This window comes from Streptomyces sp. NPDC059443, assembly GCF_042750105.1.
GTDB lineage: Bacteria > Actinomycetota > Actinomycetes > Streptomycetales > Streptomycetaceae > Streptomyces.
Genome location: NZ_JBHYVM010000008.1, coordinates 131,964 through 154,585, shown reverse-complemented (window position 1 = coordinate 154,585; position 22,622 = coordinate 131,964). Strand labels below are relative to the sequence as shown.

At 72.7% G+C, this 22,622-nt stretch carries 23 protein-coding genes; 7 read left to right on the top strand and 16 right to left on the bottom strand.

Annotated features, from left to right (window positions below; genetic code table 11):
- Positions 1–220: 220 nt before the first annotated feature.
- Positions 221–877 carry a sigma-70 family RNA polymerase sigma factor gene (locus ACFXDJ_RS10755; protein ID WP_384656935.1) on the top strand — a complete coding sequence of 219 codons (657 nt, stop codon included), beginning with the start codon at positions 221–223 and terminating at the stop codon, positions 875–877.
- Positions 878–947: 70 nt separating this feature from the next.
- On the opposite strand, the gene ACFXDJ_RS10750 is transcribed toward ACFXDJ_RS10755, so the two are convergent.
- Positions 948–1,343 carry a PLDc N-terminal domain-containing protein gene (locus ACFXDJ_RS10750; protein ID WP_384656938.1) on the bottom strand — a complete coding sequence of 132 codons (396 nt, stop codon included), beginning with the start codon at positions 1,341–1,343 and terminating at the stop codon, positions 948–950.
- 102 nt (positions 1,344–1,445) lie between these two features.
- Between ACFXDJ_RS10750 and ACFXDJ_RS10745 the strand changes: the two genes are divergently transcribed.
- On the top strand, positions 1,446–2,570 hold the full coding sequence (locus ACFXDJ_RS10745; RefSeq protein WP_384656941.1) for a sulfite oxidase: 1,125 nt from the start codon (positions 1,446–1,448) through the stop codon (positions 2,568–2,570).
- A 78-nt stretch (positions 2,571–2,648) separates the two neighbouring features.
- The gene (locus tag ACFXDJ_RS10740; RefSeq protein WP_384656943.1) at positions 2,649–3,095 is read left to right on the top strand and encodes a DoxX family protein; all 447 of its coding nucleotides are present in this window, start codon (positions 2,649–2,651) and stop codon (positions 3,093–3,095) included.
- Between the two features lie 105 nt (positions 3,096–3,200).
- Here ACFXDJ_RS10740 and ACFXDJ_RS10735 read toward each other — a convergent pair whose 3' ends face one another.
- The 4 genes from ACFXDJ_RS10735 to ACFXDJ_RS10720 are packed head-to-tail and all read right to left on the bottom strand — an operon-like array spanning position 3,201 to position 5,488.
- Entirely contained in the window at positions 3,201–3,800 is a 600-nt protein-coding gene (locus ACFXDJ_RS10735; protein ID WP_384664203.1) for an HD domain-containing protein, read from the bottom strand.
- A gap of 6 nt (positions 3,801–3,806) precedes the next feature.
- The gene (locus tag ACFXDJ_RS10730; protein ID WP_384848856.1) at positions 3,807–4,169 is read right to left on the bottom strand and encodes an amidohydrolase family protein; all 363 of its coding nucleotides are present in this window, start codon (positions 4,167–4,169) and stop codon (positions 3,807–3,809) included.
- On the bottom strand, positions 4,169–5,269 hold the full coding sequence (locus ACFXDJ_RS10725; RefSeq protein WP_384848853.1) for an amidohydrolase family protein: 1,101 nt from the start codon (positions 5,267–5,269) through the stop codon (positions 4,169–4,171). The genes ACFXDJ_RS10730 and ACFXDJ_RS10725 overlap by 1 nt, the downstream gene beginning before the upstream one ends.
- 51 nt (positions 5,270–5,320) lie before the next feature.
- Complete coding sequence (locus ACFXDJ_RS10720) at positions 5,321–5,488, bottom strand: hypothetical protein (RefSeq protein WP_384660227.1); 168 nt, start codon at positions 5,486–5,488, stop codon at positions 5,321–5,323.
- A 100-nt stretch (positions 5,489–5,588) separates the two neighbouring features.
- On the opposite strand from ACFXDJ_RS10720, the gene ACFXDJ_RS10715 reads away from it, so the two are divergent.
- Positions 5,589–7,397: a prolyl oligopeptidase family serine peptidase gene (locus tag ACFXDJ_RS10715; RefSeq protein ID WP_384660230.1), complete on the top strand. Its 1,809-nt coding sequence runs from the start codon at positions 5,589–5,591 to the stop codon at positions 7,395–7,397.
- A gap of 66 nt (positions 7,398–7,463) precedes the next feature.
- Positions 7,464–8,279 carry an SURF1 family protein gene (locus tag ACFXDJ_RS10710; protein WP_384660233.1) on the top strand — a complete coding sequence of 272 codons (816 nt, stop codon included), beginning with the start codon at positions 7,464–7,466 and terminating at the stop codon, positions 8,277–8,279.
- On the opposite strand, the gene ACFXDJ_RS10705 is transcribed toward ACFXDJ_RS10710, so the two are convergent.
- The 7 genes from ACFXDJ_RS10705 to ACFXDJ_RS10675 all read right to left on the bottom strand — a co-directional run bounded on the left by ACFXDJ_RS10705 (position 8,248) and on the right by ACFXDJ_RS10675 (position 14,427).
- Positions 8,248–9,396: a hypothetical protein gene (locus tag ACFXDJ_RS10705; RefSeq protein WP_384848850.1), complete on the bottom strand. Its 1,149-nt coding sequence runs from the start codon at positions 9,394–9,396 to the stop codon at positions 8,248–8,250. The genes ACFXDJ_RS10710 and ACFXDJ_RS10705 overlap by 32 nt on opposite strands.
- Positions 9,393–10,163, bottom strand: a complete 771-nt coding sequence (locus tag ACFXDJ_RS10700) for a SigE family RNA polymerase sigma factor (RefSeq protein ID WP_384660238.1) — start codon at positions 10,161–10,163, stop codon at positions 9,393–9,395. The genes ACFXDJ_RS10705 and ACFXDJ_RS10700 overlap by 4 nt, the downstream gene beginning before the upstream one ends.
- A 118-nt stretch (positions 10,164–10,281) precedes the next feature.
- On the bottom strand, positions 10,282–11,370 hold the full coding sequence (locus tag ACFXDJ_RS10695) for an aspartate-semialdehyde dehydrogenase (RefSeq protein ID WP_384660240.1): 1,089 nt from the start codon (positions 11,368–11,370) through the stop codon (positions 10,282–10,284).
- A complete protein-coding gene (locus ACFXDJ_RS10690; RefSeq protein ID WP_384660243.1) occupies positions 11,367–12,641 on the bottom strand; it encodes an aspartate kinase in 1,275 nt (424 codons plus the stop codon). Before ACFXDJ_RS10690 ends, ACFXDJ_RS10695 begins: the two co-directional genes overlap by 4 nt.
- Positions 12,642–12,791: 150 nt before the next feature.
- On the bottom strand, positions 12,792–13,451 hold the full coding sequence (locus ACFXDJ_RS10685; RefSeq protein ID WP_384660246.1) for a DUF5063 domain-containing protein: 660 nt from the start codon (positions 13,449–13,451) through the stop codon (positions 12,792–12,794).
- Positions 13,444–14,043 carry a recombination mediator RecR gene (recR, locus tag ACFXDJ_RS10680; RefSeq protein ID WP_330297710.1) on the bottom strand — a complete coding sequence of 200 codons (600 nt, stop codon included), beginning with the start codon at positions 14,041–14,043 and terminating at the stop codon, positions 13,444–13,446. The genes ACFXDJ_RS10685 and recR overlap by 8 nt, the downstream gene beginning before the upstream one ends.
- A 39-nt stretch (positions 14,044–14,082) precedes the next feature.
- A complete protein-coding gene (locus ACFXDJ_RS10675; RefSeq protein ID WP_384660250.1) occupies positions 14,083–14,427 on the bottom strand; it encodes a YbaB/EbfC family nucleoid-associated protein in 345 nt (114 codons plus the stop codon).
- Positions 14,428–14,716: 289 nt separating this feature from the next.
- On the opposite strand from ACFXDJ_RS10675, the gene ACFXDJ_RS10670 reads away from it, so the two are divergent.
- Positions 14,717–15,442: an SLATT domain-containing protein gene (locus tag ACFXDJ_RS10670; protein WP_384660253.1), complete on the top strand. Its 726-nt coding sequence runs from the start codon at positions 14,717–14,719 to the stop codon at positions 15,440–15,442.
- A 215-nt stretch (positions 15,443–15,657) separates the two neighbouring features.
- On the opposite strand, the gene ACFXDJ_RS10665 is transcribed toward ACFXDJ_RS10670, so the two are convergent.
- The 4 genes from ACFXDJ_RS10665 to ACFXDJ_RS10650 all read right to left on the bottom strand — a co-directional run bounded on the left by ACFXDJ_RS10665 (position 15,658) and on the right by ACFXDJ_RS10650 (position 21,221).
- Positions 15,658–16,308, bottom strand: a complete 651-nt coding sequence (locus ACFXDJ_RS10665) for a hypothetical protein (RefSeq protein ID WP_384663102.1) — start codon at positions 16,306–16,308, stop codon at positions 15,658–15,660.
- Between the two features lie 109 nt (positions 16,309–16,417).
- Positions 16,418–18,931: a glycosyltransferase gene (locus ACFXDJ_RS10660; RefSeq protein WP_384848847.1), complete on the bottom strand. Its 2,514-nt coding sequence runs from the start codon at positions 18,929–18,931 to the stop codon at positions 16,418–16,420.
- 14 nt (positions 18,932–18,945) lie between these two features.
- A complete protein-coding gene (locus ACFXDJ_RS10655) occupies positions 18,946–19,632 on the bottom strand; it encodes a GntR family transcriptional regulator (protein WP_384663098.1) in 687 nt (228 codons plus the stop codon).
- 236 nt (positions 19,633–19,868) lie between these two features.
- Positions 19,869–21,221 carry an aspartate aminotransferase family protein gene (locus ACFXDJ_RS10650; protein WP_384663097.1) on the bottom strand — a complete coding sequence of 451 codons (1,353 nt, stop codon included), beginning with the start codon at positions 21,219–21,221 and terminating at the stop codon, positions 19,869–19,871.
- A 183-nt stretch (positions 21,222–21,404) separates the two neighbouring features.
- Here ACFXDJ_RS10650 and ACFXDJ_RS10645 point away from each other — a divergent pair, with 183 nt between their 5' ends.
- On the top strand, positions 21,405–22,106 hold the full coding sequence (locus ACFXDJ_RS10645; RefSeq protein ID WP_384663096.1) for a type 1 glutamine amidotransferase family protein: 702 nt from the start codon (positions 21,405–21,407) through the stop codon (positions 22,104–22,106).
- Positions 22,107–22,622 lie beyond the last annotated feature (516 nt).

The following is a 22,622-nucleotide window of genomic DNA, read 5'->3' as shown; positions in this document are numbered from 1 at the left end:
GCACGAGGTGCTCCACGCACCGCGCTTCGGGCATCGGTCATGCCGTCCGGCAGGGCCGTACCCGCTCACCGGTCCCGCCGTGCTCCCGCAGGCCCGAGTGCCCCGTAGCGCCCCGTAGCGCCTCGCCGTACCCCGTCGTGCCTCGCAGCGCCTCGTCCTGCCGCCTCGCCCTGCCGCGCAGCACGCAACGGATGCCGGATTCCCCGAAGGACACCAGGCGATGACCCTTGCCCTGCTCGCCCGCCCGAACGCCCCTGCATGCGCCCCCGTACCCGTACCGGTACCGGCATCCGCGCCCGCACGCGACACCGCAGGCCCCGACGAGGCGGTCACCCTGCTGGCGCTGGCCGCCCGCGACGGCGACCCCGGCGCGGTGGACCAGTTCGTGCGCGCCCTGCACCGCGATGTCCGCCGCTACGTCGCCTACCTCAGCGCCGATCCGCAGTCCGCCGACGACCTCACCCAGGAGACCTTCCTCCGCGCCCTCGGCAGCCTCCACCGCTTCGAGGGCCGGTCCTCCGCCCGCACCTGGCTGCTCTCCATAGCCCGGCGCACGGTGGTGGACAGCCTCCGCCACAAGGCGGCCCGCCCCAGGATCGCCGACAGAGACGACTGGCAGACCGCCGCCGAGCAGACCCAGCCCCGCGACCTGCCGGGCTTCGAGGACGGGGTCGCACTCGCGGAGCTGCTGGCCGCCATCCCCGCGGAGCGGCGCGAGGTCTTCGTGCTCACCCAGCTCCTGGGCCTCCCGTACGCCGACGCGGCCGTCATGCTCGGCTGCCCGATCGGCACGGTCCGCTCCCGCGTGGCCCGCGCCCGTTCTTCCCTGATCGGCCTCCTGACGGACGCCGAAGCCGAAGCCCCGTCCGCCGCCTGACCCGCGAGCGGGGGCCGGACCAGGACGGTCCGGCCCCCGCTCTCAGCTCAGCAGCTCAACGCGGCTCGGCTCAAGCCAGGAGCTTCTCCTTGGCCCTGTCGAACTCCTCCGCCGTCAGGTCGCCCTTCTCCTTCAGGGAGGACAGCTTGGCCAGTTCCTCCGCCGGGCTGTGGCGCGGGGCGCCGCCCGCCGCCTTCTGGACGTAGTCCTGGAAGGCCTTCTCGCGCTCCTCGGCCTGCTTCACGTCCCGCTGTCCCATGCTGCGGCCGCGGGCGATGAGGTAGACGAAGACCCCGATGTAGGGCAGCAGGAGGACCAGGACCAGCCAGCCCGCCTTGGCCCAGCCGTTCAGCTCGTGGTCGCGGAAGATGTCCGTGATCACCTTGAAGAGCAGGAAGAACCACATGACCCAGAGGAAGAGCCAGAGCATCGTCCAGAACAGGTTGAGCAGCGGATAGTCATCCACGCGGCACTCCGATCACATAAGGGACAGATCAATTCATACCGCCCGGCTCCATGATCCGCACTCGGAGTAGCCGCCCCGCCCTCCCCGCGGGACCATGAGGACATGCAGGAGCGCTCCCTCGACGGGGTCGGCGCGCCGGGCCGGGTGGCCGCAGCCGGGGAGGGCATCGGCCAGGACGAGCTGGCGCTCGCCGCGCGCAACCACGGGCTGCCGCTGGAGGCCATGCGCTACGAGGTCACGCCCGCCGGGCTGCACTACGTACTGGTCCACTACGACATCCCCGACACCCTCGCCGAAGTCGAGTCCGGCAGCTGGCGGCTCACCGTCCACGGACACCTGCGCATCCCCCTGCGACTGGACCTGCACGAGCTCCGCGCGTTCCCCTCCGTGACCCGCCGGGTCACCATGGAATGCGCCGGCAACGGGCGGGCCCGGCTCTCCCCGCGCCCCGTCAGCCAGCCGTGGCTGGTGGAGGCGGTGGGAACGGCCGACTGGACCGGGGTGCCGCTGCGCACCGTCCTGGCGGAGGCGGGCGTCGCGTCGGACGCCGTGGAGGCGGTGTTCACCGGAGCCGACCACGGGGTGGAACGGGGCGTCGAGCAGGACTACCGGCGCAGCCTGCCGCTGCCCGTGGACGCGGACGTCCTGCTCGCCCACACGATGAACGGCGGGCCGCTGCCCCCGCAACACGGCTATCCGCTACGGCTGGTCGTACCCGGCTGGTACGGGATGGCGCACGTGAAGTGGCTGCGGGACGTCGAGCTCGTCGCCACGCCCTTCCGGGGGTTCCAGCAGGCCGTGGCCTACCGCTACAAGCAGAGCCCCGAGGACTACGGCGAACCCGTCACGCGGATCGCGCCGCGCGCCCTGCTGATCCCGCCCGGCTTCCCCGACTTCATGTCCCGCACCCGCGTCGTGCACCCCGGCCCCGTGCGGCTCCGGGGACGCGCCTGGTCGGGCTACGGGGCGGTCGTGCGCGTGGAGTTCAGCGCCGACGGGGGTCGGGGCTGGGCCGACGCCGAGGTGCGGCCGCGGGGAGCGCACCCGTACGCCTGGCAGGGCTGGCGCGCCGACTGGACGGCCACCCCGGGCAGCCACACCCTCCTGGTCCGCGCCACCGACGACTCGGGCCGCACCCAGCCCCTCGAACAGCCGTGGAACCGGGGCGGCTTCGGCAACAACCTCGTCCAGTCCGTCCCCGTCGTCTGCCTGCCTCTTGCCACATGAGCCCTCCTCCCCCGAAACTGACGATCCGTCAGGTATTTCGTCAGGGACGTCAGAGATGTGCGAGGAGAGGAACCGAGGATGCGGACCATCTGGCTCGGCGGACCCGAATGGGTCGCCGTTCTGCGGATCGGGCTCGGGCTGTGGTGGCTGGAGAGCTGGCGGCACAAGGACAAGAAGGACTGGTTCGGCGGAGGCGGCATCCGCTGGGCGGCCGGCGTGGCCGAGAAGCACCGCTGGGGGTTCGTCACCCGCGGCTTCGACCTCGTCGTGAAGCCCTACCCGCGTTTCATGGCCTACCTGGTCGCCTACGCGGAACTGGCCCTCGGGCTCGGCCTCATCGCCGGATTCCTGACCCCGATAGCCCTGGTCGCCGGGCTGCTGCTCAACCTGATCTACCTGGTCCTGATGATCCACGACTGGGGCGAGCAGGGGCAGAACCTGATGATGGCCCTGATCTCCGTGGCCGCGTTCTTCGCCATGGGCTGGCAGGTCTGGTCCCTGGACAACGCGCTGGGCCTGTTCTGACCGGACGGGCCGCCGGCCACCGGCGGGCGGTGGCGACGCCGACGGGCGCCGCCCACCGGGGCACCGGCCCCGGTGGGCGCGCCGTCAGCTCCGCCGGCCGGGCCGTCAGCCCTGCCGGTCGAGCGGGTTCGCCGCGATGCGCTCCTTCGCGCCGCTCGCCACATAGGCCGCCGCCGCGCACTCGGGCTTGCGCTCCGCCTGGTCCGCGACCAGCGCGAAGAAGGCCTCTCCGAAGCCCAGGCGCGGGTACTGCGCGAGGAGCCGGCCGGTGAAGGCCCGGTCGAAGTCGGCGAGGCCCAGGCCGGAGACGTCCGCACTGGTGCCGACCTGGAGCAGGTGGCTCTCCACGTCCTCCTCCGCCGTCACGTCGTCCCGCATGTGCAGCACGATGACCTCCTCCGCCCGCGCCCGCCGCCCCGCCGGCCAGCCCAGCCCCGCCGTCAGGACCCGGGCCACGTGCCCGCCCGCCTCCTCGAAGGGGAGGGTGTGGCTGTCGAAGGGCGCGGTCAGGCCGAGATCGTGCACCAGCGCGCTGACGTAGAGGAGCTCCCGGTCGTACGAGAGCCCGAGGCGGTCCGCGTACTCGACCGCGAAGGCGTACGAGCGCACGGAGTGGTTCAGCAGCGCCGCGTCCGCGTACTCGGCGGCGATCTCCAGGGCCGCCCGGCCCGACGGAGCGTCAAGAGTCCATGTCTCAAGGGTCATGGGGCGTCAGCGTAGGTCGGGGCGGAAGTCCACCTCCGACGGGCCCCTCTCTCCCGGCCAGGCCAACAGCCGGGCCGGAGCCGCCGGGTTCTCGGCGAGGACGGTGCCGCGCGAGACCACGTACCGGGGGCGGACCTGGAGGCGGACCGCCTCCGCCGGCGACTCGGCCGGCAGGAGCACGAAGGAGGCCGGGGCGCCCTCCCTGACGCCGTACTCGGAGGGCGACAGGCCCAGTACGCGCGCCGCGCGCTCCGTCACCATCTCGAAGGCCACCGGGATCTCGTCGGCCCCCGTGAGCTGGGCGGCGTAGATCCCGAGGAGGGCGGTCTGGAGCGGGTTTCCGGTGCCGAGCGCGTTCCAGGGGTCCATCACGTCGTGGGGGGGGGGGCGCGCCCCCCCCCCCCCCCCCCCCCACACCCGGGGCCGGGGGGGGGCGGCGCGCGGGGGGGGGGGGGGGGTTTGCCGGGGCGGGGGGCTTGCCTGGGGTCAAGCCCGTGGGCGGGGCCTACGCCCACGTTCACGCCCGCCGCCAGCATCTCCTTGACCTGGGTGAGGCCGCGCCGCTTGGGGTAGGCGTCGAAGCGGCCCTGGAGGCCCAGGTTGGCGAAGGGGTTGGAGACCAGGTTGATCCCGGAACGCGAGAGCAGCCGCTGGAGTTTGTAGCTGTACGCACCGCCGTAGGAGCCCATCGCCGTCGTGTGCGAGGCCGTCACGCGCTCGCGCAGCCCCGAACGCAGCGCGAGGGCGGCCAGCACCTCCACGAAGCGCGACTGCTCGTCGTCGATCTCGTCGCAGTGCGCGTCGATCCGCAGACCCTGCTCCTGCGCGAGGGCGAAGGCGATCGACAGCGAGGCCACCCCGTCCTCCCGGGTGTCCTCGAAGTGCGGGATCGCGCCGACCACGTCCGCCCCGCGCCGGACCGCCTCGCGGAGCAGGTCCTCGCCGCCGGGAAAGGAGACGATGCCCTCCTGCGGGAAGGCCACGATCTGCAGGGTCATGACGTCCCGGACCCGGTCGCGCACCTCCAGCAGCGCGTCGAGCGCGGTCAGCGCCGGATCGGTGACGTCGCAGTGGGTACGGACGTGCAGGACGCCCTGCGCCGCCTGCCAGCGCAGCACCTCGGTGGCCCGCGCGATCACGTCCTCGCGGGTCAGGGTCCGCTTGCGCTCGCTCCAGCAGGCGATGCCCTCCCAGAGGGTCCCGGAGGCGTTCGGGCGCGGCTCCCCGGCCGTCAGCGCGGTGTCCAGGTGGATGTGCGGCTCGACGAAGGGGGCGCTGAGCAGGCCGCCGTGCGCCTCGATCAGCACCCCCGTCGCCGGTGGTTCCTTCTGATCGTCGTACGGGAGCACGCGCGCGATCCGCCCGTCCTCCGCGACCTCGACGTCGTACAGGCCCCGGTGCGGGCCGTGACGACCCTGGTACGGGCCTTCGCCGTGCAGCAGCCGGGCACCCCGGACGATCATCCGCATGCCGTCAGCCTACGCACGCGACCCGCGCACGCCCCGGCCCGCCGGGCCGTTTCAGCCCCGCTTCGCCTGGGCCTTCTGCTGCATGCCCCGCGTCTTCGCGGCGACGGACTGCACATCTCTGACGGCGGCCTTGGCGCGCGCCTCGGCCGCCGTGTTCTTCGCCATCGCCCGCTCGGAATCCTGGTGGGCGTGCTGACCGGTACGCGCCTTCTTCGCCATGACCTCTACTCCTCGGGCGGACGGACAAAACTTCGTACGCAGACCACCTTGCGCCCGTTCGGTCCGGTCGGCATCCCGGGCGATCGGGTTACATGGGGGCATGACTGACGCCACCGCCGACGCAACCGCCGCCATGCCCGACTGGGAGAAGCGTTTCCGGGCGCCCCGCGTGGGACTGCCCGACTGGGCCGAGGACGCGCCCGACCGGTCGCTCTTCGTCTCCAACGCGACCGGGACCTTCGAGCTCTACGCCTGGGACCGCGCCACCGGCACGCAGCGGCAGGCCACGGACCGGCCCAACGGCACCACCGACGGGGCGCTCTCCCCCGACGGCGAGTGGATCTGGTGGTTCTCCGACACCGACGGCGACGAGTTCGGCACCTGGGTGCGCCAGCCCTTCGCGGGCGGCCCCGACGAGCCGGCCACCCCCGGGCTGGAGGCCTCGTACCCCGCCGGGCTGGCCATCGGGCGCGACGGGACGACCGTGGTCGGGCGTTCCACCGACGAGGACGGGACCACCATCCACGTGGTGCGGCCCGACGGGTCGGAGCCTTCCGTCGTCTACCGGCACCGCGAGTCGGCCGGGGTCGGCGACCTGTCCCGCGACGGGACCCTGCTCGCCGTCGAGCACACCGAGCACGGCGACGCGATGCACTGCGCGCTGCGCGTGCTCACCCTGGACGGCGCCACCGTCGCCGAGCTGGACGACACCAAGGGCGGCACGGAGGAGCTGGGCCTGTCGGTACTCGGCTTCGCGCCCGTCGCGGGCGACACCCGGCTGCTCGTCGGGCACCAGCGGCGCGGCCGGTGGGAGCCGATGGTGTGGGACGTGGCGGCCGGAACCGAGGAGGAGCTGGCCGTCGACCTGCCGGGCGATGTCGGCGCCGAGTGGTATCCCGACGGGTCCGCGCTGCTGATCGACCACGGCTACGAGGCGCGCAGCGAGCTGTTCCGCTACGACCTGGCCGCGCGGGAGCTCGTACGGCTGGACACGCCGCCCGGGACGGTGTCGGGGGCCACGGCCCGGCCCGACGGGTCGGTGGAGTACCAGTGGTCCTCGGCGGCCGAGCCCTCGGCCGTACGGTCGACGGCGGGCGGGGTCGTCCTGGACCCGCCCGGTTTCCGGCCGCCCGGCTCGGTCCCCGTCGAGGACGTGTGGGTGGAGGGTCCCGGCGGGCGGATCCACGCCCTCGCGCAGCGGCCGCGGGGCCACGGGGACGGCCCCTTCCCGACCGTCTTCGAGATCCACGGCGGGCCCACCTGGCACGACAGCGACGCCTTCGCCGCGACCCCGGCGGCCTGGCTCGACCACGGCTTCGCGGTGGTCCGGGTCAACTACCGGGGCTCGACCGGCTACGGCCGCGAGTGGACCGACGCCCTCAAGCACCGGGTCGGCCTGATCGAGCTGGAGGACATCGGGGCCGTACGGGAATGGGCGGTCGCCTCGGGCCTCGCGGACCCGGCGCGCCTGGTGCTGTCCGGCGGCTCCTGGGGCGGCTACCTGACGCTGCTGGGCCTCGGTACGCAGCCGGGCGCCTGGGCGGTGGGCCTGGCCGCCGTACCGGTCGCCGACTACGTGACGGCCTACCACGACGAGATGGAGGCGCTGAAGTCCTTGGACCGCACCCTCTTCGGCGGCACCCCGGAAGAGGTCCCGGAGCGCTTCGAGGCCTCCTCGCCGCTGACGTACGTGGACGCGGTGAAGGCGCCCGTGCACATCGCGGCGGGCGTCAACGACCCCCGCTGCCCGATCCGGCAGATCGAGAACTACGTGGACCGGCTGGCGGCGCGCGGGGCGGAGCACGAGGTGTACCGGTACGACGCCGGGCACGGCTCGCTCGTGATCGAGGAGCGGATCAAGCAGGTCCGGATGGAGATCGACTTCGTGCTGAAGCACCTGCCGCGGTAGCCCCGCCGGCCGCCTGGCGGTGGCCCCGGCCCCGGTGAACCGGTGCACCCCCCGTACGGTGGTGGGGTGCACCGGTTTCTCCTGACCCCGCGGTGGTGGGGGATCAATCTCTTCGTCGTCCTCGGCGTGCCCTTCTGCCTGTTCATGGGCACCTGGCAGCTGGGCAGGTTCGAGGACCGCGTCGCCACGCACGAGGAGGCGGCCGGCGCACGCCCCGCCGACCGGGCGGCCGCCCCGCTGGACTCGCTGCTCCCGGTGGACAAGAAGACCTCCGGACGGCTCGCTTCCGTCTCCGGCGAGTACGCCGACCAGCTGCTCGTCCCCGAGCGGCGGCTCGACGGGAAGTCCGGCTTCTACGTCCTGACCCTGCTCAAGACCGACACCGGCAAGGCCGTCCCCGTGGTCCGGGGCTGGCTGCCGGGCGCCGCGGACGCGGGCCGGGCTCCGGCCGCGCCGACCGGGCGGGTCGAGGTGACGGGGGCGCTCCAGGCCTCGGAGAGCTCCAGCACCAAGGGCGTCTACTCCTCCGGCGGGCTCCCGGCCGGTCAGCTCGGCGTGATCGGGGCGGCCTCGCTCGTCAACATCGTGCCCTACGGCCTCTACGACGCCTGGCTGACCGTGCAGACCCCGGCCGACGGCATGGTCCCGGTGCCGGCGCAGGCTCCGGTCAACACCGGGCTCGACCTCAAGGCCTTCCAGAACCTCGGCTACACCGGCGAGTGGTTCGTCTTCGCCGCGTTCGTGCTGTTCATGTGGTTCCGGCTCTACCGGCGCGAGGTGGAGACCCTGCGCGACGCGGAGGCCGGGCTGCTGGAGGAGCCGGAGCCCGGGCCGGCCGACAGGGCGAGCGCTACGGCTTCGCCGGCTCCGCCAGCGGGATGACGCCCGTCCGGTAGACCGTCCCGCCGCACGCGTCGGGGATCGTCGTCTGCGTGGTCGGTGCTCCCGCCAGGGGGGTACTGGGGGTGTGCGACACCTCCACACCCACCGGATCCGTCCCGGTTCCCGTCCGGGCCTCCGGATCCTTCGCCGCAGCCGCGCCCGCACCCGTGCCGGCGCCCGTGCCCGCGCCCGTGCCCGCCGCCGCTTCCGGGGAGCCGCCCTGTGGCGGCTTGGCTCCCGTGGAACCGCCGCTCGGCGCGGAGCTCGCCCCCGGGCAGCCCTGCGCCGACGGCACCCACGCGAAGCGGACCTCGTACGCCGCGTTCGGCGCGAGCAGCATCAGCGGGGCCTCCGCCGAAGGGTCGGGCAGCAGCCCGGTCGCCGGATCGCCCGTGGCGTGGCCGACGACGGCCACCCCGGAGCCCGCCTGGCCGGGGCGGGGGCCCGCCGCCGCGGCGGTCACGGTGTCCGGGCCCAGGACCGTACAGCCCTGCGCGGAGACGTTGGTGACCTTGAAACTGCCGTAGACCTTGCCGTCCGCCTGCGGGGGCCGGGCGCTGCCCGACACCCCGAGCTGTCCGGCGCTGCAACCGGGCACGCCCGGAGCCGCGGGCGGGGGCAGCATGCCGCCGGGCAGGTTGACCGTGCCGCCCGCCGGGCCCGTGTTCGGCCGGCCGGTGCTGGGGAGCCCGGAGGGGGACGGGGCGGGCGCGGAGCCGGTGGCGCCGCCCGCGCCCTGGCCCGTACCCGGGGAGGCGGCGGTCTTCGGCCTGGCGGTGGCGCCGTTCTGGTGCGGGTCGGAGGGCCCGTCCTCCTTGCCCGCGCCCTGCTGGCCGTGGCCGGCCATGGCCGGGTGGTCGGTGGCCTCGCTCCTGACCCCGCTCATGTGCAGGGCCGCCGGGACCGCGGTCCCCACCAGCAGCGTGGCCGCCGCGGCGGCCACGAGGACCTGCCGCTTGCGGGCCCGGCGCGCGGGTACGGCGTACCGCAGCCGCTCCAGCGCGTCGCCGGAGGGTTCGATCCCGCCGACGGCCCCGCGCAGCAGCTCCCGGAGCGCCTGCTCCTCGTGGATCGCCTGCTCCTCGCCGCTCGCCATCCGGTCCTCGTGCTCGTTCATGACTGCGCAGCCTCCATCGCCACCCGCAGCGCGGCAATGCCCCGCGATCCGTACGCCTTGACCGAACCGAGCGATATGCCGAGCGTCTCGGCGACCTGGACTTCCGTCATGTCCGCGAAGTAGCGCAGCACCAGCACCTCGCGCTGGCGGCGCTGGAGTCCGCGCATGGATTTGATGAGATCGTCCCGTTCCAGCAGGTCGTAGGCGCCTTCCTCGGCGCTGGCCATGTCCGGCATCGGCTTCGAGAGCAGCTTGAGGCCGAGGATGCGGCGGCGCAGGGCGGAGCGCGAGAGGTTGACCACGGTCTGGCGCAGGTAGGCGAGGGTCTTCTCCCGGTCGCGGACCCGGCTGCGGGCCGAGTGGACCCGGATGAAGGCCTCCTGGACCACGTCCTCGCAGGACGCGGTGTCGTCGAGGAGCAGCGCGGCGAGGCCGAGGAGCGAGCGGTAGTGGGCCTGGTAGGTCGCGGTGAGGTGGTCGACGGTGGTCCCCGCCACCACCTCGGCGGCATCGGCGGCCTGCGCGGGCTCGGCGCCATCGGCGGCCCCGGCGCTCGCGGCGCTCCCAGTACTCCCCGTGTTCCCGGTCGCCTCCGCGCTATCGCGGGGCCCGGGCACGCGGCCACCCCGGGTCGGAACTATGGAGGTCTCGGTCGACGGAACGGGCACGATCACGGCGAAGCCGCCGAGCGAACGGGTCCGCGGGCGCGGCGGGATCGTCCCGGTGCGCACCGGTACGACCGGGAAGTCCAGCAATGCTTCTGCCACGCCAGTTGGACACGCGTCCCCCCATCAGGGTTGTACGCACGGGGCAGACTCATCGGCGTCGTTCCCATTGCCCTCATGCGTAGCAGTCGTCACCTTGGTCAGGGGATCACTGATGATCCTACAAAGCGAAATGCGCGAACTCACCCGCGACGAGCTCCGCGGTCTGTGTGGCGTTCAGCGCGGAGCCCTGGCACAGGTTGTCCGCGCTGACGAAGAACTCCAGCGCACGCGGATCGTCGAGCGAGGCCCGCAACCGCCCCACCCAGGCCGGATCCGTGCCCGCGGCGTCCGACGGGGTCGGGAACTCCCCCGCCGCCGGGTCGTCCACGAGGACCACCCCGGGCGCCCCTTCCAGGATCTCCCGGGCGTGCCCGGCATCCACCTCGGTCTCGAAGCGGGCCCGTACGGTCATCGAATGCCCGGCCAGTACGGGTACCAGTACGCAGGTCACCGCGACCGGCAGCTCCGCCAGGTCCAGGATCCGGCGCGTCTGCGCCCGTACGGCCAGCTCCTGCGAGGACCAGCCGCCCTCGCGCAGCTCGCCCGACCAGGGCACGACGTTGAGCGCGAGCGGGGCCGCGAAGGGCCCGGTGTCCTCGCCCACGGCACGGCGCACATCCCCGGGCTGCTCCCCCAGGGTGGATCCGGCGACCAGCGACAGCTGGCGGCGCAGCGCCTCGGAGCCGGCCCGTCCGGCGGCGCTCGCGGCCTGGTACGTGGAGACGGCCAGGTCGGCCAGCGCGTACTCGGCGTGCAGCGCGCCCAGCGCGGCGATCATCGCGGCGGTCACGGAGTCGGGACCGGCGACGATCCCGCGCGGCCGGATCCGTGCCGCGTGCCCGTTCACCTCGGGCACCACCAGCGGTACCTCGGGGTCCTCCCGGAACGCCGCGGACTGGTCCACGACGACGACACCGCGCGCGGTGACCACGGGAGCCCACCGGGCCGAGACCTCGGCCGGGGTGAGGAAGATCGCGACATCGCCCGCACCGAGGCCGTCGAAGGCGTCTTCGGTGAGGGCGAGCACCTCGGCCTCCTCGGTGCGCACGGCCAGCCGGCGGCCGGCCGAGCGCGAGGAGGCGATCAGGCGTATGTCGCCCCAGACGTCCGCCCGCTGGGACAGGAGCCGGAGCACGATGGAGCCGACCGCTCCGGTCGCCCCGACCACGGCGAGTGCCGGAGCCGGGGCCGACCGGGCGGCGGTCATCGTCCGGAGCCTCCGTAGACGACGGCTTCGTCGCTGTCGGAGTCGAGGCCGAAGGCCGTGTGCACGGCGCGGACGGCCTCGTTGACGTCGTCCTGGCGGGTCACGACCGAGATGCGGATCTCGGAGGTCGAGATGAGCTCGATGTTGACGCCCGCGTCGGACAGCGCCTGGAAGAACGAGGCGGTGACGCCCGGGTTCGTCTTCATTCCCGCGCCGACCAGGGAGATCTTGCCGATCTGGTCGTCGTAGCGCAGGGACTCGAAGCCGATGGCGCCCTTCGCCTTCTCCAGGGCGTCGATGGCCTTGTGGCCCTCGGTCTTGGGGAGGGTGAAGGAGATGTCCGTCAGGCCCGTGGAGGCGGCGGACACGTTCTGCACGATCATGTCGATGTTGATCTCGGCGTCCGCGATGGCACGGAAGATCGCCGCGGCCTCGCCCGGCTTGTCCGGAACGCCGACGACCGTGATCTTGGCTTCGGAGACGTCGTGAGCGACTCCGGAGATGATGGCGTGCTCCACCTGCTCTGCCCCTTGCGGATTCTCGTTGCTGACCCAGGTGCCCGGCAGTCCCGAGAAGGACGAGCGGACGTGGATCGGGATGTTGTAGCGGCGTGCGTACTCGACGCAGCGGTGCAGCAGCACCTTGGAACCGGAAGCCGCGAGCTCCAGCATGTCCTCGGAGGCGATCCAGTCGATCTTCTTCGCCTTCTTCACGACGCGGGGGTCCGCGGTGAAGACTCCGTCGACATCGGTGTAGATCTCGCAGACCTCGGCGTCCAGCGCCGCGGCGAGCGCGACGGCGGTCGTGTCCGAGCCGCCGCGGCCCAGGGTGGTGATGTCCTTGCTGTCCGCCGACACGCCCTGGAAGCCGGCGACGATGGCGATGTTGCCCTCGTCCAGCGCAGTGCGGATACGGCCCGGCGTGACATCGATGATGCGCGCTTTGTTGTGGACCGAGTCGGTGATGACGCCTGCCTGGCTGCCGGTGAACGACTGGGCCTCGTGGCCCAGGTTTTTGATCGCCATGGCCAGCAGGGCCATGGAGATCCGCTCTCCCGCGGTCAGCAGCATGTCGAATTCGCGCCCGGCAGGCATGGGTGAAACCTGCTCGGCGAGATCGATCAGCTCGTCCGTCGTGTCGCCCATCGCGGAAACCACGACGACCACCTGGTGGCCGTTCTTCTTGGCATCCACAATTCGCTTGGCGACGCGCTTGATGCCCTCGGCATCGGCTACGGAGGAGCCTCCGTACTTCTGCACGACAAGGCCCACGTGCGCTCCTCGCTCAGTCCGTCTCATTGCTGGTGCAGTCTAACGAGCGCCCGGGATCCGACCGCCTCGTACCAAATCATGAGACGAAAGGATCAAAGAACGGGTTCCCCCGCAGGTGGCCGAGTTTTCGCGCGACTCCCGGCCCGCCCGCTACTTGGCGCCGCCGAGGCCGAGCGGACCGGCGATCTCCTCGGCCATCACCCGGCCCGCCTGCTCCGCGAGGTCCTCCTCGGCCAGGTCCTCGTCCGTGTCCAGCCCGTCCAGGGCCTCCAGCGGCTGGTCCAGCCGGACGTGCGCGACGAGCGACTGCAGGGCGCGCAGGGTGGCGGAGGCCGTCGGGCCCCAGTTGGTGAAGTAGGAGAACTGCCACCACCACAGGGCCTCGGTGGTCCGCCCCGCCCGGTAGTGGCCCAGCCCGTGCCGCAGATCGGCCACGACATCGGCCAGGTCGTCGGAGATCCGGTGCGCGACCGGGGCCTTGCGCGGCTCGTAGGGGTCGAAGACCTCGGAGTACACGTCGACCGGTTCCAGCATGTACGCGAACCGCTCGCGCAGTTCCTCCACGTCCGGCTCCGGGCCGAGGTCCGGCTCGTAGCGCTCGTCGGGCACGACGTCCTGGTACGCGCCCAGCCGGCCGCCCGCCAGCAGCAGCTGGGACACCTCCAGGAGGAGGAAGGGCACCGCGCTGTCCGGGTCCTCGCCCTTGGCCACCTCGGTGACCGCGACGATGAAGGACTCGATCTGGTCCGAGATCTGGACGGCGAAGTCGTCCGGATCCTGGCCCAGTGCGTGCAGCGTTGCGTCAGACATCGAGAAGTCGCCTTCCTTCAAAGGCCCGCCCGAGCGTGACCTCGTCCGCGTACTCCAGATCTCCCCCGACGGGGAGCCCGCTGGCCAGGCGGGTGACCTTGAGGCCCATGGGCTTGATCATGCGCGCGAGGTACGTGGCGGTCGCCTCGCCCTCCAGGTTCGGGTCGGTCGCCAGGATCAGCTCGGTGACCGCGCCGTCGGCCAGCCGCGCCAGCAGCTCCCGGATGCGCAGGTCGTCCGGGCCGACGCCCTCGATCGGGCTGATCGCGCCGCCGAGGACGTGGTACCGGCCCCGGAACTCGCGGGTCCGCTCGATCGCGACCACGTCCTTCGACTCCTCGACCACACAGATGACCGACAGGTCGCGGCGCGGGTCGCGGCAGATGTTGCACCGCTCCTCCTGCGCCACGTTCCCGCACACCGCGCAGAACCGGACCTTGTCCTTGACCTCCAGCAGCGCGTGCGCGAGGCGGCGGACATCGGTGGGCTCGGCCTGCAGGATGTGGAAGGCGATCCGCTGCGCGCTCTTGGGCCCGACGCCGGGCAGCCTGCCCAGTTCGTCGATCAGGTCCTGGACCACGCCTTCGTACAACGGACTGCCTTCTTTCGATTCGGGAGGAGGAGCGGAGGACTAGAACGGGAGGCCGGGGATGCCGCTGCCGCCGCCCAGCCCCTGGGCCAGCGGGCCCAGCTTCTGCTGCTGGAGCGCCTGCGCATTCTCGTTGGCCGCCTGGACCGCCGCGACCACCAGGTCCGCGAGCGTCTCCGTGTCTTCGGGGTCCACGGCCTTCGGGTCGATCACCAGCGCGCGCAGTTCACCGGAACCGGTCACGGTCGCCTTGACCAGTCCGCCGCCGGCCTGGCCCTCGACCTCGGTCCGCGCCAGCTCTTCCTGGGCCACGGCGAGATCCTGCTGCATCTTCTGGGCCTGCTGGAGCAGCTGCTGCATGTCGGGCATGCCCGCACCGGGAATCACAGGTCACTCACTCCGTAGCGTCGTCGCGTGGGTGCCACGCGTGCGTTCCAAGCGCCGGCGGCTTGGCCAATCCGAGCCTACGTGCTCCCCGGGCGCCGCGCCCTACGCCGTGAGGACCAACTCTTTCGAGTGAGAGACGAGGCGTGCGCGTACCTGATGGAGCCCTCCTTGCGGGCGGAAATCCCGGGATTCGTTGCCCATCGCGCCCCATTCGAAGGTAGGAAGAGCATGCGCACCATTGCGCACACGCGCACCACCACACGTCAGCGCAGGCAGAGGGAGTGCCCGGGTGAGTCAGCCGGAGATGCAGCCCGAGGGGCCACCCCGGGATCCCGCAGAGGACGGCGACCTTACCGGCCGGCCGTTCCCTCTCGGGGACTGGGGCGAGCCCGCCGAGCGGCTCGACGAGCTCTACCGGCGGGTCGAGGCCGACGCGCTGCGCACCGCCGAGTGGTACCTGTCCGACCGTGCGTGGAAGCGCCGGGGGGCCCGGATCCTGCGGGCCGGAGCCGCCGTGGGCGCGGTCACTGGCGCCGCGATGCCGCTGCTGGAGCTGACCGGCTCGGCCCCCGGCGCGGCCTCCTACGGCTACCTCTCGCTGCTCCTGGCGGCGGCCTGCCTCGCCTGCGACCGGTTCTTCGGCCTGACCTCGGGCTGGATGCGGGACGTGGCCACGGCACAGGCCGTGCAGCGCCGGCTCCAGACCCTGCAGTTCGACTGGGCCTCGGAGAACGTGCGGGAGGTCCTGGGCCCGACGGAGGGCACCGCGAGCGAGGCCGCCGAGCGGTGCCTCACCGTGCTGCGGCGCTTCTCCGAGGACATCACGGAGCTGGTCCGCTCGGAGACGGCGGACTGGATGGTGGAGTTCCGCACCGGTCCCGCCCCCTTGATGATGCAGTCCCTGAACGGCTCGGCATCCCGCCCGGACACCAGCCTCCCCCCACCCCGCTTCCCCCTCCCCCCGGGCACCCGCCCCAACATGCCCCGCCAAAGACCCCCGGAGCAGCCGAGGTGATTTAGCCCCGCCGCACCCCCCAGCCCCGCCGGCGTTTCAGGCGCGGGGTCCGGGGCGGAGCCCCGGGGTCTGTACGGGTCCGGGCAGAGCCCGGGGAACGGTGGAAGGGCGGGTAGGGGACAGCCCCGCAGGGCCAAGCCCCCGGCGGAGCCACCCGCACCCCGCCCACCCCGGCCGCACGAGGCCCCGTACAACCAGACGGCAGGACACCCGCCTCAGCTGAAGATGATCATCGAGCCCTGCCCAAGGCTCCGCGTAGCCGCCGCGTGCAAGCCCAGCCACACATGCCGCTCCCGCGCGAACGGACTCTCGTCGTACGGCATCGGCCCCGCCGGCTCCTCCAGCGAGGTCGGCCGACCGGGCGGCGCCGGCGCCACCGGCGGATTGGCCGGGTTTATCCCGATCGCGGGAGCCACCACCGCCAGCTCCCGCAGCAGCCCCTGCGCGGACCCCAGCGGCCCGCCCCCGGACAGCAGCTCCTCGTTGGCCAGCGGAACCGCGAAGTCCACGGGAACGTACGCACCCGCGTGGTCGTAGTGCCACACCAGATGCGACTGCTGCGCCGTCGGCTCGAACATCTCCAGCAGCTGCTCGTAGTCCCCGCCCAGCTCGTCCACCGGAGTCACCGGCAGCCCGCAGATCTGGAGCAGGTACGCCCGCCGAAGGAAGTGCAGGGCGTCATAGTCGAAACCGGCCACCGGGGCGACGTCCCCGGACAGTCCCGGCATGTACGCGAACACCGGCACGGACGGCAGTCCGGCCGCGCCCAGCGCCTTGTCGTACGAGGCGATCTCTTCCGCGAAGGGATTGTCGGGGCTGTGGCACAGCACGTCGACAAGGGGGACCAGCCACAGGTCACAGGCCACTCGGCCTCCGATCAGTCGTTTGTCGCCGATCGGGCCAGAGTAGTGCGCCGGACACGCTCCGCGAAGGGGTGAGCAGAACCTGGGCGGCTACCGGGGCCGACGGCCGGGGTCAGACCTCCCCCGGCCCGACCCTCCAGACCCACGCGTCCAGCACCTTCTCCGGCTGGCGCCCCAGCAGCCCGGTGATCAGGTCCCGCAGCTCCGTGTCCCGGTCCTGCCGCGGCAGCATCACCGCGCCCGCCTTCCAGAACTCCAGGTCCTGCCGGGCCTGCTGCCGCCAGGCCGGGGTGATCTCGGGCGGCTGGGCCCCGTAGCGGACGTCGCGCAGGAGGTTCGACAGGTGGCGCGGGGTGGCCCCGTAGATGCCGATGCGGTCGGGTCCCCACGGGCCGTTGAAATAGCCCCCGGCCAGCCGGAATCCGAAGTCCGCCTCGACCTGCCAGTGCAGCGCGTCCGCCTGGCCCGGGTCCGGCAGCGGCACCGGAACGAGTGCCTCGCCGTCCTTGACGTAGTGCTTCCATTCCCCGGAGGTGATGAAGGCGGGGACCGGCGCGCGGTCCCGTACGGTCAGCGGCAGCGGCAGGACCGGGATCAGCGCGGCCGCGACGCCCAACAGGCCGAGCGTGCGCAGTTCGCGGCGTTCGCGCGCCGTCGTCCGGACGATCCGGTCGAGCGCGAGGGCCAGCAGGATGCCCAGGACGGGGGCGCAGACCATCGCCACGCGCCCCTCGATCACCGACTCGAAGAGCGGCAGCTTGATCATCAGTCGCCAGGGGCCCGGCAGCACGATCGCGGTGCGGGGTACGGGCACCCACGGGCCGAGCGAGAGCAGCAGCGTCACGAACCCGGTGATCGCGAGGGCCCGCACGGCCTTGCTCCGCCACAGCCAGACGCAGACGGCCACGCCCAGGGCCAGCAGTGGCCAGCCGTAGAAGGCGTTCTGCTCGGTGGTGTTCAGGGAGAGCCGGCCCGCCTCCTCGGCATCGCCGAAGAGGGAGCGGGCGGCGTACGAGACCAGGGCGCGCGGGCTGTTGCCCGCGTTGTCCCCGTGCAGGACGGAGTGGTAGCTCTGCGGGCCGAAGAACTGCCAGTACAGCGGGACGATCACGAGCGGCAGGCAGACGGCGAGGGCCACGGCCAGACCGGCCCCCAGCGGGCGGGCGGCCGCGAGGGCGCGGCGGCGGTCGACGAGGAGGAAGGCGAGCGAGAAGACCAGCATGCCGAGCGCGGCGATCAGCAGCGGCTCCTCGCCGATGAAGATCTGGTACGTCGCGAACAGCCCGAGCAGGACCCCGTCGCGGGTCACACCGCGACCTTCGCGGGGGGCCTCGCAGAGGCGCAGGGCCCGGTCGATGATCAGCGGGATCATGAACAGGACGACGAAGTTCGGATGGCCGTTGGCGTGCGAGACCATCGGCGGCGCGAAGGCGGCGAGCGCCCCGCCCGCGGCGGCGGCCCAGCGGCTGCGCACGAAGCGGCGGCGGATCAGCCAGTACCAGGCCCAGGCGCTGGCGGCCATGCCGAGCGTGAGGACGAGGGCGAAGGTGACGGTCGCGCCGAAGAGGAGGGTGACCGGGATGAGCGGCACGTTCAGGCCGAGCATCGTGGCGTTGGCCATCAGGTTCACGCCGTCGGGCATGCCCTGGGAGTACGTGAAGAGCGGGTTGCGGAGGTGGGTGATGTTGTCGGTGGTGACGCCGACGAACCACTCCCACTGGTTCTGGTCCTGGAGCGCGTCGGCGAGGTAGCTGCCGTCGAGGTCCGCCCACAGGCCGTGGAAGAGGTAGAGGGAGAGCGCGAGGAACGCGGCGGCGACGGCGAAGCCGCCGGAGTTCAGGCGCAGCAGTTCGCCGAAGGCGAGGCGGCGGCTGGAGGGGGTGGTGGCCGTGTCCCTGCTCGCCTTCCCGGTCGCGCTCACCATCCCGGTCGCGGGCTCGCGGCGGGTCACCGGTACCTCGGCCACGCCCCAGCCCTGGCCGCGGATCCAGCGCAGGACCTCGGCGTCGATGGCCGGGCCGTCGAGGGCGGAGGCGCCGAAGGCGGCGCGGGCGCGGTCTCCGTCGAAGAGGGCGAAGGCGCAGGTGTCGGCGCGGAAGCCCGGTATGCCGGGGATTCCGAGGGTGCGGACGAGCCGGTTCCCGGACCGGCCGAGGACCACGGCAGTCCCGGTCCGGTCCTCCTCTTCGAGGGCCCTCTCCAGGCCGGCCAGCTCGTCGAGCGGAGTCGTGAGACCGGCGTCGGTGAGCAGCACCCGGCGACCGGCGGAGGCGAGCACCCCGGCGCGCAGCGCGGCGCCCTTGCCGCGGGGGTCGCGCAGCCGGACGAAGCGGATCCGGGGGTCGGCGGCGGCCGCGGCGGGCACGTCGAAGGACTCGTCGCCGGACTCGTCGACGACGAGGAGGAGCTCCCAGTCGCCCGGGCCGGTGCCGAAGCGCCCGTCGAGGTGCTCGCGCACGGCGGCCGCCGTCGCGCCCAGCCCGTCCCGCCCGCCCAGGGCGGGGATGACGACGGAGAGGCCGACGGCTCCGAGCCAGGGCGTCTCGGCCGGGGCGCCCACACCCGTACCCGTACCCACGCCCGTACCAGTGCCCGTGCCCGTGCCAGCGCCCGTGCCTGTGCTCACGCCGTTCTCCCCGCTCACGTACCGGCCGTAGTCGTCTTCAGTCCCGCGGCCCAGTCCAGACCGTGCTGGTTGTACGCGTGCACGAGGCGGCGTACCTCCTCCACGTCCGCGCGGGTCACCGCGTCGATCAGTTCGTTGTGGCCCGACCACAGCTCGGTGCGCAGGTGCGGTTCGGCCTTCAGGTGGGGTACGGCGAAGACCCAGCACTGCACGCGGATCCGGTGCAGGAACTCGGAGATGTACGTGTTGCCGACCAGCCCGCTCAGCTCCCTCCAGAAGCGCAGGTCGTAACCGATCAGCACTTCGAGTGAGCCGGTCAGCGCTGTCCGCCGTGCCTCCTCCGCCCGACGGCGCACCGAAACCAGCCGCTCGCCCATACCGGGAGCGGTGCCGTGTTCGACGAGTCGGCGGAAGATCCCTTCGACGATCAGCGTACGAGCCTCGACCATGCCCCGGAAGTCGTCCACGGAAAAGACCCGGACGCGGAAGCCGCGGTGCTGCACGGAGTCGAGGAGGCCTTGCGCGGAGAGATCGACCAGGGCCTCGCGGACGGGGGTCGCGGAGACCTCGTACTGCTCGGCGATCTGCTTCACGGTGAACTCGGTCCCGGCGGGCAGGCGCCCCGCGAGCACCTCGTCACGCAGCGCGTCCGCGATCTGCTGGCGAAGTGTGTTGCGAGTGACAGCGCCGCTGCCTGACATAGGGGTCCGTCTCCATCTGTGGGCTTGGGACACCTTAGGCCAGTCAGCTAGGCCGAAACCGTTCGGTTTGTGGCCGCTATCTGGATTTACTGCCCGATATCCGGATGACGTACCGCTGTTTTCTTGATCGTTCAACAGCGCACGACCCTGTGCGGGGCCTCGGAGGAGGCCCCGCACAGGGTCGTTCCCGCTGGTCGGGGGTGGTGGATCCGGGCGGGTCGGGCAGGTCAGGCAGGTCAGGCGGAGGTGTGCCGGTCGGCGACCTTCAGGGCGTCGTCCAGCAGGGCCAGCCCCTCCTTCGCGTCCGCCTCCGTGATGTTGCACGGAGGAACCACGTGGGTGCGGTTCATGTTGACGAACGGCCACAGCCCGGACGTCTTGCAGGCGGCGGCGAATTCGGCCATGGGCGCGTTGTCGGCTCCGGCGGCGTTGTAGGGGACGAGCGGCTCGCGCGTCTCCTTGTTCCGTACGAGTTCCAGCGCCCAGAAGGTGCCCAGGCCCCGGACCTCACCGACCGAGGGGTGACGCTCCGCGAGCTCGGCGAGGGCCGGGCCGATCACGTTCTCGCCGAGGTGGGCCGAGTGCTCGACGATGCCCTCCTCCTCCATCGCGGTCATCGTGGCGACGGCCGCGGCGCAGGCCAGGGGGTGGCCGGAGTACGTCAGTCCGCCCGGGTAGGGGCGTGTGGCGAAGGTCTCGGCGATCTCGGCGGAGATCGCGACGCCGCCGAGCGGGACGTAGCCGCTGTTGACGCCCTTGGCGAAGGTGATCAGGTCGGGGGTGACGTCCCAGTGCTCGGCGGCGAACCACTTTCCGGTCCGCCCGAAGCCCGACATGACCTCGTCGAGGATGAAGACGATGCCGTAGCGGTCGCAGAGCTCGCGCACGCCGGCCAGGTAGCCGGGCGGCGGGGTCATGATCCCGGCGGTGCCGGGGACGGACTCCAGGATGATCGCGGCGATGGTCGCCGGTCCCTCGAAGGCGATGGTGTCGGCGAGGTGGGTGAGGGCGCGGGCGCACTCCTCGGCCTCGGTGGTCGCGTGGAACGCCGACCGGTAGAGGTACGGACCCCAGAAGTGCACGACTCCGGCGGCCGCCGTGTCGGAAGGCCAGCGGCGCGGGTCGCCGGTCAGGTTGATCGCGGCGGCGGTGGCGCCGTGGTACGAGCGGTAGGTGGACATCACCTTCTGCCGGCCCGTGTGCAAACGGGCCATGCGGACGGCGTTCTCGACGGCCTCGGCTCCGCCGTTGGTGAAGAAGATCTTGTCGAGGTCGCCGGGGGTCCGCTGCGCGATGAGGCGTGCGGCCTCGGAGCGGACGTCGACGGCGAAGCCCGGAGCCAGGGTGCAGAGCGTGGCCGCCTGCTCCTGGATCGCGGCGACGACCTTGGGGTGCTGGTGGCCGATGTTGGTGTTGACCAGCTGGGAGGCGAAGTCGAGGTAGCGCTTGTCGTCGTAGTCCCAGAAGTACGACCCCTCGGCCTTGGCCACGGCGAGCGGGTCGATCAGGGCCTGAGCGGACCAGGAGTGGAAGACGTGAGCGCGGTCGGCGGCCTTGACGGCGGCACCCGAGGTGACATGAGGGGTCATGCGGTCACGCTAGAAGTGCGCAGGTGGGGAGGGATATCGGCGGACTGTATGGGGGTGGGGGGCGGGTCTCGGCAGTCTGTCTGCACGAACGATGCTTGACAGCACACTGTCGTAATGCCAGCCTGCTGTCATACCTCTTCTGTCTCCAGGACCCTCCAGGGCACCAGAAGCGAGGCGAGCAGCATGAACAGCACCCACGGCGGGACCGGCGGGACCGGAACGGAACCCCTCCGGCCGGGGGCCGGTGGCGGCAGGGGCAGCGGCAGCGGCAAGGCACCGATTCACCTGGCGGTCTACGACACCTACGCCGACTGGGAGACGGGCCACACCACCGCGCACCTCACCCAGCGCGGCTACGAGGTCCGCACGGTCGCCCTCACCGCCGGGCTGCCGGTCACCACGATGGGCGGCCTTCGCATCCAGCCCGACCTGGCCCTGTCCGAGCTGCGCCCCGAGGACTCGTCCCTCCTCATCCTGACCGGCGCCGGCCTGTGGGACACGGGCGAGGAGCTGGCCCCCTTCGCGGCGAAGGCCGGGGAGTTCCTGGCGGCCGGGGTCCCCGTCGCGGCGATCTGCGGAGCCACCGCCGGTCTGGCCCGCGCGGGTCTCCTGGACGGGCGTACGCACACCAGCGCGGCCCCGTTCTACCTCGGCGGCCAGCCGGGCTACGCGGGCGCCGCGCACTACACCGAAGCCGACGCTGTCACCGACGGCGACCTGATCACGGCGGGCCCGACGGAACCGGTGGCGTTCGCCCGCGAGGTCTTCGCCCGGCTCGGGGTGTACGCCCCGGAAGCCCTCGACGCCTGGTACCGCCTCTTCCACGACTCGGACCCCACCGCATACCCGATCCTGAAGGCCGCCACGGAGCCGAACCATGCCTAACCGCCCCACCCCGTTCGGGGCCCCTGATTCCCCGATCCCGAACGGGGTCCCGGCCTCCCCCACCACAGCGGTCTCGAATCCGGGGCCGGGGCCGGCCCCGGCCGCGGATCCCCGGCAGCCCGCAGGGCGGGAACCGACCACCGGGCAGAGCCCCGGCTCCGCCCAGGCCCCGGACCCCGCCCCACCCACCGGGCCGAAGGCCTCCGCCCCGGCCGGCGGCGCGGGGGCCGGGGGCTCGCCCCCGGTTCCCGGACCGGCCCCGGCCGCGGACCCGCAACAGCCCGCGGGGCGGGGGCCGGCCGCCGGGCAGAGCCCCGGCTCCGTGCCTGGACCGGCACCCGCAACACCCACCGGACCGAAGGCCTCATCCCAAGCCCCGGCCGCGGATCCGCAGCAGCCCGCAGGGCGGGAGCCGACCGCAGGTCAGAGCCCCCGCTCCGGCCCGGGACCGGGACCCATCCCGCCCACCGGGCCGAAGGCCGCGGCCCCGGCCGGCGGCCTGGGGGCCGGGGGCTT

What these genes read in the sequence shown, in the direction of transcription:
- ACFXDJ_RS10755 (WP_384656935.1), top strand. Translation starts at nt 221, where the DNA reads ATGACCCTTGCCCTGCTCGCCCGCCCGAACGCCCCTGCATGCGCCCCC.
- ACFXDJ_RS10745 (WP_384656941.1), top strand. Translation starts at nt 1,446, where the DNA reads ATGCAGGAGCGCTCCCTCGACGGGGTCGGCGCGCCGGGCCGGGTGGCC.
- ACFXDJ_RS10740 (WP_384656943.1), top strand. Translation starts at nt 2,649, where the DNA reads ATGCGGACCATCTGGCTCGGCGGACCCGAATGGGTCGCCGTTCTGCGG.
- ACFXDJ_RS10735 (WP_384664203.1), bottom strand. Translation starts at nt 3,800, where the DNA reads ATGACCCTTGAGACATGGACTCTTGACGCTCCGTCGGGCCGGGCGGCC.
- ACFXDJ_RS10730 (WP_384848856.1), bottom strand. Translation starts at nt 4,169, where the DNA reads ATGGACCCCTGGAACGCGCTCGGCACCGGAAACCCGCTCCAGACCGCC.
- ACFXDJ_RS10725 (WP_384848853.1), bottom strand. Translation starts at nt 5,269, where the DNA reads ATGCGGATGATCGTCCGGGGTGCCCGGCTGCTGCACGGCGAAGGCCCG.
- ACFXDJ_RS10720 (WP_384660227.1), bottom strand. Translation starts at nt 5,488, where the DNA reads ATGGCGAAGAAGGCGCGTACCGGTCAGCACGCCCACCAGGATTCCGAG.
- ACFXDJ_RS10715 (WP_384660230.1), top strand. Translation starts at nt 5,589, where the DNA reads ATGACTGACGCCACCGCCGACGCAACCGCCGCCATGCCCGACTGGGAG.
- ACFXDJ_RS10705 (WP_384848850.1), bottom strand. Translation starts at nt 9,396, where the DNA reads ATGAACGAGCACGAGGACCGGATGGCGAGCGGCGAGGAGCAGGCGATC.
- ACFXDJ_RS10695 (WP_384660240.1), bottom strand. Translation starts at nt 11,370, where the DNA reads ATGACCGCCGCCCGGTCGGCCCCGGCTCCGGCACTCGCCGTGGTCGGG.
- ACFXDJ_RS10685 (WP_384660246.1), bottom strand. Translation starts at nt 13,451, where the DNA reads ATGTCTGACGCAACGCTGCACGCACTGGGCCAGGATCCGGACGACTTC.
- ACFXDJ_RS10655 (WP_384663098.1), bottom strand. Translation starts at nt 19,632, where the DNA reads ATGTCAGGCAGCGGCGCTGTCACTCGCAACACACTTCGCCAGCAGATC.
- ACFXDJ_RS10650 (WP_384663097.1), bottom strand. Translation starts at nt 21,221, where the DNA reads ATGACCCCTCATGTCACCTCGGGTGCCGCCGTCAAGGCCGCCGACCGC.
- ACFXDJ_RS10645 (WP_384663096.1), top strand. Translation starts at nt 21,405, where the DNA reads ATGAACAGCACCCACGGCGGGACCGGCGGGACCGGAACGGAACCCCTC.